General features: G+C 36.5%; 12 protein-coding genes, 1 pseudogene and 2 CRISPR repeat arrays (1 of these 15 running past the window's edge). Of the genes and pseudogenes, 2 read left to right on the forward strand and 11 right to left on the reverse strand.

Going from position 1 to position 17,256, the window contains the following annotated elements:
- Positions 1–39 precede the first annotated feature (39 nt).
- The 11 genes from thrB to TETH514_RS11650 form a co-directional block, all read right to left on the reverse strand.
- Entirely contained in the window at positions 40–966 is a 927-nt protein-coding gene (thrB, locus tag TETH514_RS11605; protein ID WP_003867584.1) for a homoserine kinase, read from the reverse strand.
- Positions 956–2,011, reverse strand: coding sequence for a threonine synthase (thrC, locus tag TETH514_RS11610; protein WP_009052114.1), 1,056 nt, complete (start codon positions 2,009–2,011; stop codon positions 956–958). The genes thrB and thrC overlap by 11 nt, the downstream gene beginning before the upstream one ends.
- Positions 2,012–2,014: 3 nt before the next feature.
- On the reverse strand, positions 2,015–3,271 hold the full coding sequence (locus tag TETH514_RS11615; RefSeq protein WP_009052113.1) for a homoserine dehydrogenase: 1,257 nt from the start codon (positions 3,269–3,271) through the stop codon (positions 2,015–2,017).
- A 12-nt stretch (positions 3,272–3,283) separates the two neighbouring features.
- Positions 3,284–3,724: an ACT domain-containing protein gene (locus tag TETH514_RS11620; protein WP_003867580.1), complete on the reverse strand. Its 441-nt coding sequence runs from the start codon at positions 3,722–3,724 to the stop codon at positions 3,284–3,286.
- Between the two features lie 206 nt (positions 3,725–3,930).
- Positions 3,931–4,710, reverse strand: a complete 780-nt coding sequence (locus tag TETH514_RS11625; protein ID WP_009052112.1) for an MBL fold metallo-hydrolase — start codon at positions 4,708–4,710, stop codon at positions 3,931–3,933.
- Between the two features lie 259 nt (positions 4,711–4,969).
- Positions 4,970–6,598 carry an NAD(P)/FAD-dependent oxidoreductase gene (locus TETH514_RS11630; protein ID WP_232195962.1) on the reverse strand — a complete coding sequence of 543 codons (1,629 nt, stop codon included), beginning with the start codon at positions 6,596–6,598 and terminating at the stop codon, positions 4,970–4,972.
- A 16-nt stretch (positions 6,599–6,614) separates the two neighbouring features.
- Positions 6,615–6,896 carry a hypothetical protein gene (locus TETH514_RS12990; RefSeq protein ID WP_232195847.1) on the reverse strand — a complete coding sequence of 94 codons (282 nt, stop codon included), beginning with the start codon at positions 6,894–6,896 and terminating at the stop codon, positions 6,615–6,617.
- A gap of 120 nt (positions 6,897–7,016) precedes the next feature.
- Positions 7,017–7,280 carry a CRISPR-associated endonuclease Cas2 gene (cas2, locus tag TETH514_RS11635; RefSeq protein WP_003871087.1) on the reverse strand — a complete coding sequence of 88 codons (264 nt, stop codon included), beginning with the start codon at positions 7,278–7,280 and terminating at the stop codon, positions 7,017–7,019.
- A 16-nt stretch (positions 7,281–7,296) separates the two neighbouring features.
- Positions 7,297–8,289: a type I-B CRISPR-associated endonuclease Cas1b gene (cas1b, locus tag TETH514_RS11640; protein ID WP_003867575.1), complete on the reverse strand. Its 993-nt coding sequence runs from the start codon at positions 8,287–8,289 to the stop codon at positions 7,297–7,299.
- Positions 8,286–8,783, reverse strand: coding sequence for a CRISPR-associated protein Cas4 (gene cas4, locus TETH514_RS11645; protein ID WP_003867574.1), 498 nt, complete (start codon positions 8,781–8,783; stop codon positions 8,286–8,288). The genes cas1b and cas4 overlap by 4 nt, the downstream gene beginning before the upstream one ends.
- Before the next feature lie 205 nt (positions 8,784–8,988).
- Positions 8,989–9,717: a peptidase E gene (locus TETH514_RS11650; RefSeq protein ID WP_009052111.1), complete on the reverse strand. Its 729-nt coding sequence runs from the start codon at positions 9,715–9,717 to the stop codon at positions 8,989–8,991.
- Positions 9,718–9,855: 138 nt separating this feature from the next.
- Here TETH514_RS11650 and TETH514_RS11655 point away from each other — a divergent pair.
- A pseudogene (locus TETH514_RS11655) lies at positions 9,856–11,075 on the forward strand (IS110 family transposase).
- A gap of 85 nt (positions 11,076–11,160) precedes the next feature.
- Positions 11,161–11,860: direct repeats of the CRISPR family, unit length 30 nt; unit sequence GTTTCAATTCCTTATAGGTAGGCTAAAAAC.
- A gap of 325 nt (positions 11,861–12,185) precedes the next feature.
- Positions 12,186–13,406 (forward strand): IS110 family transposase, encoded by a 1,221-nt coding sequence (locus TETH514_RS11660; RefSeq protein WP_003869923.1) that lies wholly within the window; start codon positions 12,186–12,188, stop codon positions 13,404–13,406.
- Between the two features lie 85 nt (positions 13,407–13,491).
- Positions 13,492–17,256: direct repeats of the CRISPR family, unit length 30 nt; unit sequence GTTTCAATTCCTTATAGGTAGGCTAAAAAC; it runs 373 nt beyond the window's last position.

Here is a 17,256-nt window from a genome sequence, read left to right on the forward strand (position 1 = left end):
ATTTTAAAAAAATAAATATTATAATTAAAAAAAGCTCCTCTATATTGATAGAGAAGCCTTCAAAACTTGGGCACCGTTATTTTCGCAGTGAAGTTTATACACTCTATAGTCTATTCCCCGGTCAATATATACCTTGCTTACTTCATAAACTACTCTTTTTACCTTTTCCTCTGGACAAATAGCCATAATTGTGGGGCCTGCTCCACTTAAAAAAACAGAATAAGCACCTGCTTCTAAAGCTTTTTCAAAACAGGCATACATTTCAGGTATAAGTTTAGAGCGATATTTTTGATGTAGCATATCTTGAGAAGCAATCTTTAACAAATCGTACCTTCCACTAAACAAAGCTGCTGTTAAAAGAGAAGACCTACCTGTATTGAATACAGCATCTTTAAAATCTATTTTTTGGGGCAATATATTTCTTGCAATCTCTGTTTTTAAAAGTTTTTTGGGAGTAAAGGCAATAAATTTTAATTCTTCTTCTAATTCTTTTTTTACATAATAAGTAGTATTACCGTCAAAAACCGTTACATTCAGTCCTCCATTTAGAGCAGGAGCTACATTATCGGCATGCCCTTCCATAGAAGCCGCAAGGTCTAAAATTTCTTTATGTGTTAAAATACCCCCTGCAAGTTCATTTGCTGCCAACATTCCTCCAATTATTGCTGCCGCACTACTTCCAAGACCAGCACCCACAGGAATACCATTTCTTATTTCTATTTTTAATCCTTCATATTGTGTCTCAGTTTTTTCAAAAACTTTTTTAGCCGCTTTATAGACAAGATTATTCTCAGTTGTTTCAATTTCTTTATAGTCCTCTCCTGAAACCTCTATCAAGAGCCCTTCTTCTATAAATCCCATAGAAATTTCTGTATACAAATTTAGTGCTACTCCTATAGAGTCAAAACCGGGCCCTAAGTTTGCAGAAGAGGCTGGAACTTTTACCTTTACCATGTCACTCTCCATATAAAACTTCCTCCAATGCTTTTAGATTCGCCTCTATCGTTTTTATCTCGCCACCTAATTTAACAGCAGTATCTGGATCTTTTAATCCATTTCCCGTCAAGACACAAACAACAGATTCTCCTTCTTTAAAAAATCCTTCCTTGTATTTTTTAATAACTCCTGCAATAGAAGCTGCTGAAGCAGGCTCTGCAAAAATTCCTTCGCTCTTAGCTAAAAGCGCATAAGCCTCCAGTATTTCTTCATCTGTGACTTTGTCAATGAGTCCACCTGACTCATCTCTTGCAGCAACTGCCTTTTCCCAGCTGGCTGGATTACCTATTCGTATCGCTGTTGCAATAGTCTCAGGTTTTTCAATTACTCTGTTTTCAACTATAGGTGCAGCTCCAGCTGCCTGAAAACCTAACATTTTAGGAAGCCTCGTTATTCTTTTTGCATTATAATATTCTTTAAATCCCATCCAATAGGCTGTTATATTCCCCGCATTTCCCACAGGAAGCGCAACATAAGAAGGAGCATCTTTAAGTTCGTCACATATTTCAAAAGAAGCTGTCTTTTGTCCTTCCAACCTATATGGATTTATGGAATTAACCAGCGTTATAGGGAATTTTTGTGAAATTTCTCTGACTAATCTTAAAGCATCATCAAAGTTTCCATCTATAGCAATGACTTTAGCACCATAAGCAATGGCTTGAGCAAGCTTTCCTAAAGCAATTTTGCCGCCGGGTATAAGTACAATGCTCTTAAGTCCTGCCTTTGCTGCATAGGCAGCTGCAGAAGCAGAAGTGTTTCCTGTTGAAGCACACACAACTGCATTAGAACCTTCTTCTTTTGCCTGCGACACTGCTACAGTCATCCCCCTGTCTTTAAAAGAACCTGTTGGGTTTAATCCTTCGTATTTCAGATATATTTTTATGCCTGGAAAAAGCTTTTGAAGATTTACAGCCTCATAAAGAGGTGTATTGCCTTCTTTTAATGTAACTATGTTTTCCTCTTTTATTTTAGGCATAAATTCTCTATAAGCTTTTATTAGACCTTCCCATCCCATTAATTATTCCCCCTCTACTCTTATGACACTTTCTATACATTCTACTTCCTTCAGATTTTGTATTTCCTCTAAGGCTTCAAATACCTTCCCTGTATTCGCAATATGAGTGATCAAAACAATCTCCGCAGTATCTCCCAAAACCCCTTTCTGCACCACAGACAAAAGACTTATTCCCTTATCTCCTAATATGCCAGTAATTTTGCTCATTACGCCAGGTTTATCAAAGGCTATGAGTCTTATATAATATTTGGATACAGTATCCACAATAGGGAGAAGGTCTCCATCTTCGCACCCATTTTGAATTACAATATGGTTTTTTACATCCATTATGTCCGCAACAACTGCGCTGGCAGTAGGCATCATACCTGCACCTTGACCATAAAACATGACTTCCCCTACTGCATTTCCATCAACTAAAATAGCGTTAAAAACCCCATTTACACCGTTTAAAGGATTATCTTTCTTTATCATGACAGGATGTACCCACGCTTCTAAACGGTCTTCTTCATCAATTTTTGCGTAAGCAATGAGTTTTACATTGTACCCCAATTCTTCCGCATATTTTATGTCAGCTTTAGAAATAGACTTTATACCTTTTGTGTAAATTTTTTCAGGCAAAATGAATTTGTTAAAAGCTAAAGTGGACAGTATAGCAAGTTTTCTTGCCGCATCAAAACCTTCCACGTCATCTGTCGGGTCTGCTTCTGCGTAACCCTTTTGCTGAGCCTCCTTTAAGACTTCTTCAAAGTCAAAACCTTTTTCTTTCATTTCTGTTAATATATAATTTGTAGTTCCGTTTAATATTCCTTTGATTTCGTATATTTTATTTGCCGCAAGACATTGTTTTAATGGCCTGATGATGGGAATACCACCACCAACTGATGCTTCATAGAGAAGACTTACTTTATTTTCTGTCGCAAGTTTTATTAGCTCTTTACCGTGAACTGCTATGACTTCTTTGTTTGCAGTGACAACATGCTTACCTTTTTTGAGAGCTTTTATGATATATTCTAAAGCAGGATGTTCTTTCCCCATCACTTCTACCACTACATCTATTTCTTCATCTTCTAAAATATCATTTGCATCAAAAGTTATTTTTCCCTCTGCAAGAGGTGTCCTCTTTTTATTGGGGTCTTTCACAAGTATCTTCTTTATCTCAATCTTTTCACCTATCTTTTTTTCAATGTTTTTACCGTTTTGGTTGATTAAATGAACTACACCTGTTCCAACTGTGCCAAGGCCCATTAGTCCTATCTTCATTCTCAATCCCTCTCATTCTCCTAAAATTTCTATTTTCCTAACTCCGTTTTGACTGGATAATTTCTCAAGGAAATTTTCCAAACTCATTTCCATGTACTGGGTATCAATAGAAATAGTTACGCTGGCAACCCCCATAGAAGGCATACTTTGATTTATGGTGACAACATTCCCCCTCGCATTTGCTACCACGTCCAAAATAGAAGAAAGCACTCCTGGCATATGGTCTAACACCATAGATAAAGTTATGATTTTTCCTTTGCTAAACTTAGAAAAAGGAAAAACATAATCTCTATACTTGTAAAAAGCACTGCGAGATATACCTACTTGTTTTACTGCTTCATTGATGGTTTTCACTTTGCCCGATTCTAATAATTCTTTCACTTTTAAAGTCTTTTTAAGAGAGTCCGAAAGGATTTCTTCTCTTATTATATAGAGTTTTCCATCTTCTCCCATGGATTTCACCTCCACTGTTTTTGTTGTATAAACATTACTCCATATATGGAATACATTTTATCACATTAAATTATAAAAATCAATAGCGGTTTACGTTTACTAAACAAAAAACTAATATTGAAAATTTAAAGCTCCAGGTGTACCATGGACAGCAATAATAGTAAAAATGCGGCAAAGCATGAAACTTTGCCGCATTTTTATATTTTTTATATTTCCACCACATCACTTTCAATATTTCTCAGCGCCATACGCACTTCAAATTTAACTCCTGATTTTTTAAGCATATTCGTTACAGTAGCAAAAGCAAGTTCTGGTCTGTTATTATTTTGGCTTAAATGGCCTAAAAAAGCTATTCCTATCGCTTTCATTTTAAACAGTTTCATGAGAGCATCTGCAGCTGCATCATTAGAAAGATGACCTAAATTAGACAAAATCCTTTTTTTAAGAGGCCAAGGATATGAACCATTGATAAGCATTTCTATATCATGGTTTGCTTCTAAAAGTACTACATCAGAACCTATAAGGTGATTTGCAACACCTCTTGTCATGTACCCTAAATCAGTAGCAATGGAAATTTTTTTGTCTCCGCATTTAAAGGAAAAACCTACTGGCTCTACGGCATCATGGGGTTTTTTGAAGGGCATTATTTTTACATCCCCAATTTCAAATTCTTCACCTGTGGTAAAATAGAGTTTGTTTTTTTCGGAAATTTCTTTTATGTCTTTCTCCATTACCTCCCATGTAGCTTTATTGGCATATATAGGTATATTGTATCTCCTTGAAAGTACCCCGGCTCCGATAATATGATCTTTGTGCTCATGAGTTATGAGAATGGCAGATAGGCTTTTAGGGGTTACCCCTATATTGAATAATGCTTTTTCAATTGTTCTGCCACTTAAACCTGCATCAATTAGAATATGTACATCTTTATGATTTATGTAAATAGCGTTTCCACTACTTCCTGACCTCAAGGAACAAAACTTCATAGCCAATATACCCGCATTGCGGGTATCCCCCTTTCTTTTGCTTTCACAATTAATTATAACAATTTTCCTAAGGCAAGTGAAGAAATTTTCCTTTTAAAGGAAAAGAAATTATTCACATCCAATCTGTGTGCAAATTTTTCATAGCTCAAAAACTTCTCATATTTTAACCGAAAGATTTTTAACATCAAATTATCAACATATTCACATACATTTGTGGATAAGTTGATAATTTAAAAATATAAGAGGGGAATAACCCCTCTTATAGGGAAAAACCTAAATTACGTCCCTCAGAAATAGCGTGGACAATCTTTCTTACTTCTTTAGCATCTCCTATAACATGAAGCTTTTCTTGTGGTAAAACCTTACTGACCTCTTCGTAAAGAGAAGGATCTGGTTTTAAACCCACAGCTAAAACTATAGTATCGGGAAGTGGCAGCTCTTTTTCCCCTTCAGGTGTCTCCACCAAAAGCGCCTTTCCTACTTCCTTCAAACGAGTTTTTACATAAATTTCAACACCTCGTTCTTTTAAGCGTTTCATAATGAGATTCTTCTCAAAAACTCCCATGTCTCTTGCTACTTCCTCCAAAAGCTCAATAACTATAACTTCTTTGCCTTGTTCTGAGAGATAATCAGCAGTTTCCATGCCTATTAAGCCGCCACCAATTATAGCAACTTTATCGCCTGCTTGTTTTTTTCCTCTTAATACTTCCACAGCTGTCAAAAAGCCGTATTCTTTAAGTCCGGGAATAGGTGGTACAATTGGCTGTCCTCCTGTCGCAAAGACGACTTCGTCAGCCTCCCATTTTGCTATTTCTTCTGCTGTAACTTTATGATTAAGATTTAAATTGACACCAACCTTTGGAAGTACCTCTTTATAGTATTCCACGATGCCTTTCAATTCTTCTTTGTGAGGAGGAACAGAACCGGGCAAAACTTGACCTCCTATCTCTCCTTTTTCCTCATAAATGTATACTTTATGTCCTCTTGCAGCAGCAGTATAAGCTGCTTCCAAGCCTGCAACTCCAGCACCAATGATAAATACATTCTTTCCAGGTTGAGGTGCTTTTTGTATTTCGATTTCCTCCTCCTTGCCAACTGATGGGTTGAAATTACAACCAAAACGGCGTCCTGCTCTTAATTCATCTAAACAGCCTTGGTGACAAGCAGCACAACGGCGTATTTCCTTGCTGCGTCCTGAGGTAGCTTTTTCTACAAATAGCGGATCAGCCACCAAAGGACGTCCAAGAGCAACTAAATCAGCTTTGCCTGATACCAATATTTCTTCTGCCAATTCTGGCGTATTGATTCGCCCAACAGCGATAACAGGAATATTGACCTGTTTTTTTATTTTTGAAGCAAATTCCCATGCCAATCCTTTTTGCGTTCCCAAAGTTTGCAATGTAATAGCACCAGACTCACAGCTACTTCCTAAAGAAGCATCAATAGCAGCAACACCTTTATCTTCTAATATTTTAGCCAGACGGATTGCATCCTCTAATGTCCAGCCCCCTGGCACAAATTCATCAGCACTAATGCGTACAATAATTGGAAAATCAGCACCTATCTCTTTCTTTATTTCATCTAATATTTCCATCCCAAAGCGAATTCTATTCTCAAAACTGCCACCATATTCATCCTCTCTCTTGTTAGTATGAGGTGACAAAAACTGGTGAATGAGATAACCATGTCCAAATTGAATTTCCAATGCATCTGCACCAGCTTCATAAGCTCTGACAGCAGCTTTTACGTAAGTATTTTGCCATTTCTTTATGTCCTCATGAGGTATTCCTTGTGGTTCAACTCCAATAGTTGGACAAGCTATTGAAGAAGGTGCGATAAGGGGTAATTTAGTTACCATTGGATTTGCTATCCGCCCTGCATGATTAATATAAACTGCGACTTTGCTACCAGCCTCCTGTAGGGGGGGTAATAAGGCGGCGAAGCCCCTCTACCATTGAATCATCATAAATACCTAATTGACGCGGAATTTCTTTCCCTGAAAGGTCTACATATGCTGATTCTAAAACAATTAAACCTACTCCCCCTTTTGCTCTATTGACATAATATTGAATTAGGTCCTCTGTAACCTGTCCCTCTGATGTAGCATAACCAGTTTTAACAGGCGCCATTACTACCCGATTTTTTAAATTTAAATTACCTATTTTTATTGGCTTTGTAAGCTCCATTATATCACTCCTTTAGTGCAGTGTATTTTAAAATAATGTTCATAATTATTAAATTCGACATAAAATAGTCAATTCCTGCTTTGTTAAATTTTTGTCTTTATTTGCTTTGAAATGTAAATTTTATATAATTATGTCTTCTCCACCTTTTCTAAGCCCAAGGATTTCTCTTTCAGAATATTTGGTAGTCCGTAAAATATAAAAAATAACTGAATCCTCATCTTTGTCTATTATTCTTGAAAGCTCTATTTTTAGTTTTTTAAGATTGGCTTCTGATATTTCGCCTTCTAAAACAGAATTTTGAACCCAGTGAAGGTATTTTCTGCAAGTTTTTAAGACTTTATTGACCCTTTTTTCATTCACATCGTATACTAAAATTAAAAACATATCTTATCACCTAAATTTACCATTGTGCAATAAAAGGCTTGTACTGTTCTTCTTCAATCAAGTGTTTTTCCAATTTATACAACTCTAATCTTATAAGTCTTCTATAAGAAACATTGTTAGAAAGAGTCCTGTGTTTAATGGTTGTAGCAAGCTTATCTTCAAATTCCTGCACAAATACTTTTTTCCCTTTTTCTTTAAGTAATAATCCTTCTGCATCTTCTTCAAAGTCTTCTTTAGTAACCATTTTTTTGCTAAGCAAGGTAAATATAGTCCTATCTACAATGATAGGCTTAAAAATCTCTGAAACATCAAGATTTAAAGAAAAACGTCTAAAATTGGTCGCATGCAAAAAACCTATTCTCGGGTCTAAGTGGGTTTTGTATATTTCACTTAAAGTTGTCGTATACATCAAAGAATTTCCAAAGCTTATCAATGTATTCAAAAAATTCTGAGGTGGTCTTTTGCTTCTAAAGTCAAACTTAAAATCTGGGTTTTGAATTATCTCATCAAAAGCCTTATAATAATATTCCCTAATATTACCTTCTATTGCCATTAATTCATTTATTGTAGAAGTTGAATCAACGCTCTCCCCTAATTTTTCTATGGAATAAATGACATCTTCCAAATCTTTGCCTCTATTTGAATAATATTTCAAAACTTGCCTTATATTCTTATAAGCTCCTTCGACAAATTTTTGAGCAAGATAAAGCCTTTTACTTCCATCATTATAGTGCTCAGCTTGTCTTAATATCATATAGCCTGAGTTTAAATGTTCTCTTGGATAATAAGACCCTACATAATATCCATAATGATTGAAAAAATGAAGTATAATCTCTGATTGTGTTAAAAACTCAAGAAGTCTTTTGTTAAGGCTTACTTCTCCAAAAACCATTATTTCAGAAGTATTTTCTACTGGTATAAATTTTCTTCCATTTTCTCCTTCAAAAAATAGAGTATTATCTTTTCTTTTTAATTCCCCATCTGAAAAAATATAAATCGTTTTTTTCATGACATACAAAACTCCTTATACCCACAATTTTTACAATATGGAATTTTTATAAAAGCAGGTGGCTTTTCTTTATATACTATATCTTTAATTTCTTCAATTGCCTTTATAACTTCTCTTTCAAATTCTGGTGTAAGTTCTACTACTTCCCTCTTCCTTTCTTCTGGAAAAAAAAGTTGCCCTTTTGCAGTTATTCCGCTTTGCTTTAACTTGTAGAGATAAAATAAAAGTTGCATTTTAGCACTATCTTCCGCTTTTGAACTTTTCTTTACCTCGCCAATTAAAATATTATCTTTTTCCATTCTCACAAGGTCTAATACCACATTTTCAAAATGAATCTTTTTTCTATCCCTTTGATAAGAATTTTCATCAATAAGCCTACCTATTTCAATATAAGGATGTTCTTGGTCAGGCACTATCTGATGTGCCATAAGCCAAACTTGCCTTTTACAAATGGTATAGCTTTGCATCAATGCCCCTGTAACCTCAAATTCCATAGTATCACCTATAAAAGTTTTTTATATTTTTTAATTAAACTATTTTCAATCCTCATCAAAACCGGAATACATAAACTTATCAGCTATTAATTTTCTATTTTGTTTGAAATTTTAATAAAAGTTTAAAACTATAGTCTCTTCTTCATGTTTTATATGCCTTTACCTAATTTCAATTCCTTATATGTAGGCTAAAAACCTGTTATATTTAAATCAGCAAATTGAATGGAATATAATCACGATGCCTTATCTCATCCACAAACAATTTATTTTCACTTCTTCTGAACACATAGGCATGTGCATTTTCAAAAGAATTTATGATTTTAAAAGTATCGTCTACGATTTCAATTGCGCAACCATTTTCTAGTCCTATACCCACTCCTTCGAAATCTATCATGAATTTCTCAAAAAGTTCCCTTCTATTTTCCTCGTTAAGATGAGGACATAGTATTGCATCGAAAAGCCCTAATCCTTCAACTTTAGTGTAATGCCAGTTTTCTTGATTTTCAAATCTCTGTGAATCGCTGAATCCATATTTGAACCAGCATATGGCTCCCGCACTCAACCCTGAAAGTACCGTTCCTCTTTGATAAGCATCGATAAGCATCTTATCGACACCTTTCGATCTCCAGATCTCCATCATCCTTTTTGTGTTACCACCACCGACATAAATCAAATCTGCCCATGAGATCTTCTTCTCTATCTGTGAACTATCAGGATCATCTTTTATCAAGAATAAAATATCTGTCTCACATCCAAGCATTTTACCATAGACAAAGTCAAAATTATCACAATACGCTTCAGGTTCGCCACTTGCCGTTGGTACAAAAAGGGCTTTTGGCTTAGCCTTGTCAGTTAGTTTGACTATTTCTTCATCTATCTTAAAAGTTTCAAATTTTGAAATCTCTCCTCCTCCTATGGCAACTACCTTTTTCATATCCTCACCCCGTTTATAAATGAATTAGATCACAGGACCTAAAACCATTAAATCAGATAACCCCTTATGGTTGTTGCACCAGCTCTTCAATTTTACAGTCGCTATCGTTCAAATTTTAAAAAAGGAGTTGGTTCTTTCATGGATTTAGTTTATTCTCATGTTTGCGGATTAGATGTCCATAAAAAGAATGTCGTAGCTTGTATAATAACACCAGAAGGTAAAGAAATCCGCACTTTTTCAACTATGACCGATGACCTTATTGCATTAAAAGAATTTATTAAAGCTAAAGGTTGTTCTGTTGTTGCTATGGAAAGTACCGGTTCTTACTGGAAACCTATCTACAACCTCCTGGAGCTTGAGAATATTAAAATTCTACTCGTCAATGCTAAGCATATTAAAAATGTTCCCGGCAGAAAAACTGATGTAAAGATGCTGAGTGGATAGCAAGTCTTTTGCAACATGGCCTTTTGCAAGGCAGCTTTGTCCCAGACAGAGAACAAAGAGAGCTTCGCGAACTTGTCCGCTATAGAAAAAGCCTCATTGAAGAAAAATCAAGAGAATTTAATCGCATACAAAAGGTTTTAGAAGGAGCTAATATCAAACTGTCTTCGGTAGTCTCTGATATCAACGGGGCATCCAGTCGTTCTATACTTGAGGCTATTATAAATGGTGAAGAAAATCCCGAAACCCTGGCTGAGCTTTCTCAAGGCAAGCTAAAAAATAAAATGGATGAACTAAAACGCGCTTTAAAAGGCTTGATCAATCATCACCAAAGGATGCTTCTGGAAATACAGCTTAGACATATTGATTACCTTGATGAAGAAATAGCAAAATTAGACGAAGAAATTAAAAATCGAATGCTCCCTTTTGAAAAAGACCTGGCACTGCTGGATACAATCCCTGGAGTCGGAAGAAGAACTGCAGAACAAATAATAGCCGAAATCGGCACGAATATGGAACAGTTCCCCTCTGCTGCCCATTTGTGTTCTTGGGCAGGGCTGTGTCCAGGTCATAATGAAAGTGCTGGTAAACAAAAGTCTGCCAGAACTCGAAAAGGTAACCAAAAATTGCGAAGCTCTCTTATTGAAGCTGCCAGAGCTGCCTCAAGAGCAAAAGATACTTATCTCTCATGTCAGTACCACCGCATCGCTGCTCGAAGAGGAGCAAACCGTGCAGCAGTTGCAGTGGCACATAGCATTTTAATTATAGTTTATCATATTCTCAAGCAAAAGCAACCATATATTGAATTAGGTCCTACTTATTATGAAGAGAAAAAGCGTAATATGATTATTCGTCAATCTTTAAAAAAGCTAGAGTCTTTAGGCCTTAAGGTCACGGTCGAATCTGCAGTGTCTTAACTTTTAATTTAACTTTATTAACCATTTATTTATCCCATATTTTTACATCGGTATGGGTTTAGTTTTTTGTTGCCTTTTTGAGAGACACTATTTTCAGGATAGGTAGGCTAAAAACTAGAGAGGGTAAAAGCGGCATGGCAAGTTTTTGAAAGTTTCAATTCCTTATAGGTAGGCTAAAAACTTAAAGGAGGAAGATAAAAATGATAACTTCTGTAAAGTTTCAATTCCTTATAGGTAGGCTAAAAACAAGGTATCAAAAATTATGCTTATTTTGCGCAATAGAGAAGTTTCAATTCCTTATAGGTAGGCTAAAAACCAAGCCAAACAATATACGTTAAGTTTTATTTTGCTGAGTTTCAATTCCTTATAGGTAGGCTAAAAACATCGGGCCGGTCAGGGAAGTGGAACGGTTGTAATTTGTTTCAATTCCTTATAGGTAGGCTAAAAACTGGGGACACAATTTACGATTAGGGACACAAAAACACCGTTTCAATTCCTTATAGGTAGGCTAAAAACCTGTATAAGTTGCAACTCCACTATTATCAAGCAATCTAAGTTTCAATTCCTTATAGGTAGGCTAAAAACTTGGTTTCGGGCTGAACAGGTAAAGGCGTTTTTGCAAGTTTCAATTCCTTATAGGTAGGCTAAAAACGATACATTTACACCAACGGTAAAAAACCTTTAAAAGGGTTTCAATTCCTTATAGGTAGGCTAAAAACTCTTCATGTTCCTATCACCCCAAGCCTGTTATTCTCGTTTCAATTCCTTATAGGTAGGCTAAAAACGAAAACTAACCCGCAGCCGATGCGGGGAGATAAAAAAAGTTTCAATTCCTTATAGACTCCCATGCCGCAAATGCAGCACCAGCAGAGGATGAAAATGTCCTTTTTTGATGATATAATCAGTACAGCGGCTGGTGAAGAAAGGTCGTTCTTACCTTGGTGCTTTGAGCCCGACTCATAGACAGACTCCAACGACCAGGTGCACCACAGATTGTTGCTCCCTTTACGGGAAGCACGCAGGATAGAATAACCCCTTATGGTTGTTGCACCAGCTCTTCAATTTTACAGTCGCTATCGTTCAAATTTTAAAAAAGGAGTTGGTTCTTTCATGGATTTAGTTTATTCTCATGTTTGCGGATTAGATGTCCATAAAAAGAATGTCGTAGCTTGTATAATAACACCAGAAGGTAAAGAAATCCGCACTTTTTCAACTATGACCGATGACCTTATTGCATTAAAAGAATTTATTAAAGCTAAAGGTTGTTCTGTTGTTGCTATGGAAAGTACCGGCTCTTATTGGAAACCTATTTACAATCTACTTGAGCTTGAGAGCATTAAAATCCTACTCGTCAATGCTAAGCATATTAAAAATGTCCCTGGTAGAAAAACCGATGTAAAAGATGCTGAGTGGATAGCAAGTCTCTTACAACATGGCCTTTTGCAAGGCAGCTTTGTGCCAGATCGTGAACAAAGAGAACTTCGCGAGCTTGTACGCTATAGAAAAAGCCTCATTGAAGAAAAATCAAGAGAACTTAATCGCATACAAAAGGTTTTAGAAGGAGCTAATATCAAACTGTCTTCGGTAGTCTCTGATATCAACGGGGCATCCAGTCGTTCTATACTTGAGGCTATTATAAATGGTGAAGAAAATCCCGAAACCCTGGCTGAGCTTTCTCAAGGCAAGCTAAAAAATAAAATGGATGAACTAAAACGCGCTTTAAAAGGCTTGATCAATCATCACCAAAGGATGCTTCTGGAAATACAGCTTAGACATATTGATTACCTTGATGAAGAAATAGCAAAATTAGACGAAGAAATTAAAAATCGAATGCTCCCTTTTGAAAAAGACCTGGCACTGCTGGATACAATCCCTGGAGTCGGAAGAAGAACTGCAGAACAAATAATAGCCGAAATCGGCACGAATATGGAACAGTTCCCCTCTGCTGCCCATTTGTGTTCTTGGGCAGGGTTGTGTCCAGGTCATAATGAAAGTGCTGGTAAACAAAAGTCTGCAAGAACTCGAAAAGGTAACCAAAAATTGCGAAGCTCTCTTATTGAAGCTGCCAGAGCTGCCTCAAGGGCAAAAGATACTTATCTCTCAAGTCAGTACCACCGCATCGCTGCTCGAAGAGGAGCAAACCGTGCAGCAGTTGCAGTGGCACATAGCATTTTAATTATAGTTTATCATATTCTCAAGCAAAAGCAACCATATATTGAATTAGGTCCTACTTATTATGAAGAGAAAAAGCGTAATATGATTATTCGTCAATCTTTAAAAAAGCTAGAGTCTTTAGGCCTTAAGGTCACGGTCGAATCTGCAGTGTCTTAACTTTTAATTTAACTTTATTAACCATTTATTTATCCCATATTTTTACATCGGTATGGGTTTAGTTTTTTGTTGCCTTTTTGAGAGACACTATTTTCAGGATAGGTAAGCTAAAAACAATGAAATTCAAATCTTCAACAGTAAAGATTTTGGCGTTTCAATTCCTTATAGGTAGGCTAAAAACCACATACAGGACATTCCCACACCCGCTCCGATAACTGTTTCAATTCCTTATAGGTAGGCTAAAAACAAGATTAGCTATTCTTCAACATCCACAGTATCCCTTCAGTTTCAATTCCTTATAGGTAGGCTAAAAACGAAGAAGTTTTCTTTTATAGATTGTTAGTGGTTTGGTTTCAATTCCTTATAGGTAGGCTAAAAACGAAAGAAGATTTTCACAGCATGGCACTTAAAACAGGTTTCAATTCCTTATAGGTAGGCTAAAAACTCTCAAGGCAACAGGTAGTACACCACAAACAGGAAACAGTTTCAATTCCTTATAGGTAGGCTAAAAACCTGTGGTGACATGCTTTTTAAAGCTTCTGCCTCATTGGTTTCAATTCCTTATAGGTAGGCTAAAAACTACAATGTTGCCCTTCTACTTGCAGCTCTAACACGGGTTTCAATTCCTTATAGGTAGGCTAAAAACGTAATGTGGATGGTATATTGTCATGGAGGTGGAGATAGTTTCAATTCCTTATAGGTAGGCTAAAAACCCATTTCTATGCTTGCAATTATGCGGGCGAAGGAAAGTTTCAATTCCTTATAGGTAGGCTAAAAACCAGCGCCTAAAACCAAAATTACGTTTTGCATTGTAGGGTTTCAATTCCTTATAGGTAGGCTAAAAACATTTTGCATTCACCTTCTTCAATTTTCTTCTCTGAGTTTCAATTCCTTATAGGTAGGCTAAAAACTTCTCTGCTTATAACAGTCATTTTCTGTCATGAATTTTGTTTCAATTCCTTATAGGTAGGCTAAAAACAGCGCCATCATACTCGATTTCCTGCCGTATCACAAAAGTTTCAATTCCTTATAGGTAGGCTAAAAACAAGCAATCACCGGCAAAACCAACTGGTATGATGCACCGTTTCAATTCCTTATAGGTAGGCTAAAAACGAACAAGATGTACATGGAGCATATACCGATATCTAGTTTCAATTCCTTATAGGTAGGCTAAAAACTCCTTTTTCTTGCCATTAAAATCACTCCTAAATGTAGTTTCAATTCCTTATAGGTAGGCTAAAAACCTAAAGTGTAGTTTGTATCTCTTACAATCGTTGCGGGTTTCAATTCCTTATAGGTAGGCTAAAAACATTTTTTGAATTTGAAATTCACGAGTCAAAGGGTGTTTCAATTCCTTATAGGTAGGCTAAAAACGGGTTGTGCTTTAAAAAGTTTATGATTAACACTACAGTTTCAATTCCTTATAGGTAGGCTAAAAACATATAGGCCCTGAAATTCCTCTGGTAGTGCTTCTCTGTTTCAATTCCTTATAGGTAGGCTAAAAACCAAAAAGCGCAAGGGGAGCAACAACAAGAACCTATGTTTCAATTCCTTATAGGTAGGCTAAAAACGCGTCCACCTGTAAGTGCAAAAGAATGGGTGGAAGAAAGTTTCAATTCCTTATAGGTAGGCTAAAAACCCAGCGTGAGTCAATTTATTCCGTATTCAGTGCGGGGTTTCAATTCCTTATAGGTAGGCTAAAAACGTGAGGAGCGCCAAGAAGACGAGCAGGCGGTGCAAAGTTTCAATTCCTTATAGGTAGGCTAAAAACCATACAGTTCCCCGCAAAGAAGTAGCTCCAGCCTGGTTTCAATTCCTTATAGGTAGGCTAAAAACGCCGGGATGAATACACACACATCGGCGCCAGCCGAGTTTCAATTCCTTATAGGTAGGCTAAAAACGGCTAATAAAATGATTTTGCAAGCATTAAAAAGACAGTTTCAATTCCTTATAGGTAGGCTAAAAACATACTCCTTATTTGCCTGTCTATCATCCTTAAATCTGTTTCAATTCCTTATAGGTAGGCTAAAAACCAACTCTGTGGATACACGTCAACCATGTTTGTTTTGTTTCAATTCCTTATAGGTAGGCTAAAAACCAACACATGAGAGTAGACGGAAACGATGATGATAGTCGTTTCAATTCCTTATAGGTAGGCTAAAAACCGGCAGGCCATATTGATGTTAGTAGCACATCTCTAGTTTCAATTCCTTATAGGTAGGCTAAAAACTATTTATATGCTCCTGTACGCATGGCGAGCTGAATAGTTTCAATTCCTTATAGGTAGGCTAAAAACAAAGAAGAGCTTGAAAAGGAGGAGATGAATTCAGAAGTTTCAATTCCTTATAGGTAGGCTAAAAACTCATAGATACCGAATACGTCAAAGTTCTTGAAGACTGTTTCAATTCCTTATAGGTAGGCTAAAAACTTATAAAGCTCAACTACTTCTTTTGGTGTTATATTCAAGTTTCAATTCCTTATAGGTAGGCTAAAAACCTGGGGAAGTCTTTAATGAACCTGTGCAGGAATAGTTTCAATTCCTTATAGGTAGGCTAAAAACCCCCCTTGGGTATTTCTACGTAACCGAGATTGAGCGGTTTCAATTCCTTATAGGTAGGCTAAAAACTAGTCCCATGTTACCCATGCTCCAGATGCGGAATACTTGTTTCAATTCCTTATAGGTAGGCTAAAAACGCAGGCTTGGACACTCTTACAAGGTACTTTTACTCGTTTCAATTCCTTATAGGTAGGCTAAAAACGAAGGTTGCCTGGGCTATGTGGACAATCCAGAAGGCAGTTTCAATTCCTTATAGGTAGGCTAAAAACGCGTAGTAGTTTACAATTACAAGTTTTAACTTCAAAGTTTCAATTCCTTATAGGTAGGCTAAAAACGGAGTCTTGGAAAGGACTCCATTACTTCGAACTCGAGTTTCAATTCCTTATAGGTAGGCTAAAAACCCATCACGGATGCACTAAAACCGGCTAAATTCAGCGGTTTCAATTCCTTATAGGTAGGCTAAAAACTTAAAACGTTCTGGAACTGTTCTTGTACGCTATCCGCAGTTTCAATTCCTTATAGGTAGGCTAAAAACGACATAGTATGGAACAAAAGGGTTTTAAGTTCGACGGTTTCAATTCCTTATAGGTAGGCTAAAAACGCTGCTATGACTATCCCAACAGGGCCAGTTATTAGAGGTTTCAATTCCTTATAGGTAGGCTAAAAACCCATCCATTTTACAAAGCAGTATATATCACAAAATAGAGTTTCAATTCCTTATAGGTAGGCTAAAAACTAGGCAATAGTTTATACGTCTAAAACAAAATCAAAGGTTTCAATTCCTTATAGGTAGGCTAAAAACACTCTCTCATCGACGACCTCCGCATCTCCAACCGTGGTTTCAATTCCTTATAGGTAGGCTAAAAACTCATCTGCCGTCAGCCACTCTTTTAGCACTTTGCCTGTTTCAATTCCTTATAGGTAGGCTAAAAACGGCGTAGATAACCCAGACAGGCAGTACACCATAGCAAGTTTCAATTCCTTATAGGTAGGCTAAAAACCGTAGTTTTTGAAGAAGTAAAGGAGGATTACTCTTGTTTCAATTCCTTATAGGTAGGCTAAAAACGCATTAAACGGGATTTGGGGGATATAGGGTTTCACAGTTTCAATTCCTTATAGGTAGGCTAAAAACTTGCAAGCTAATCATAAAGAAAATAAAGTCCCTTTTGGGTTTCAATTCCTTATAGGTAGGCTAAAAACGACAATGGTATACCACTTAAGGAATGCGTATCAGAGTTTCAATTCCTTATAGGTAGGCTAAAAACCACTTTTAAAGCAAGGAGCTTTAAAAGG

This window comes from Thermoanaerobacter sp. X514, from assembly GCF_000019065.1.
Classification (GTDB): domain Bacteria; phylum Bacillota; class Thermoanaerobacteria; order Thermoanaerobacterales; family Thermoanaerobacteraceae; genus Thermoanaerobacter; species Thermoanaerobacter pseudethanolicus.

Excerpts from the sequence above, each read along its gene's own strand:
- cas4 (WP_003867574.1), bottom strand. The coding sequence starts at position 8,783 with ATGGAATTTGAGGTTACAGGGGCATTGATGCAAAGCTATACCATTTGT.
- cas2 (WP_003871087.1), bottom strand. The coding sequence starts at position 7,280 with ATGTTTTTAATTTTAGTATACGATGTGAATGAAAAAAGGGTCAATAAA.
- TETH514_RS11615 (WP_009052113.1), bottom strand. The coding sequence starts at position 3,271 with ATGAAGATAGGACTAATGGGCCTTGGCACAGTTGGAACAGGTGTAGTT.
- thrC (WP_009052114.1), bottom strand. The coding sequence starts at position 2,011 with ATGGGATGGGAAGGTCTAATAAAAGCTTATAGAGAATTTATGCCTAAA.
- TETH514_RS12990 (WP_232195847.1), bottom strand. The coding sequence starts at position 6,896 with ATGGAGCTTACAAAGCCAATAAAAATAGGTAATTTAAATTTAAAAAAT.
- TETH514_RS11660 (WP_003869923.1), top strand. The coding sequence starts at position 12,186 with ATGGATTTAGTTTATTCTCATGTTTGCGGATTAGATGTCCATAAAAAG.
- TETH514_RS11650 (WP_009052111.1), bottom strand. The coding sequence starts at position 9,717 with ATGAAAAAGGTAGTTGCCATAGGAGGAGGAGAGATTTCAAAATTTGAA.
- TETH514_RS11620 (WP_003867580.1), bottom strand. The coding sequence starts at position 3,724 with ATGGGAGAAGATGGAAAACTCTATATAATAAGAGAAGAAATCCTTTCG.
- thrB (WP_003867584.1), bottom strand. The coding sequence starts at position 966 with ATGGAGAGTGACATGGTAAAGGTAAAAGTTCCAGCCTCTTCTGCAAAC.
- cas1b (WP_003867575.1), bottom strand. The coding sequence starts at position 8,289 with ATGAAAAAAACGATTTATATTTTTTCAGATGGGGAATTAAAAAGAAAA.
- TETH514_RS11625 (WP_009052112.1), bottom strand. The coding sequence starts at position 4,710 with ATGAAGTTTTGTTCCTTGAGGTCAGGAAGTAGTGGAAACGCTATTTAC.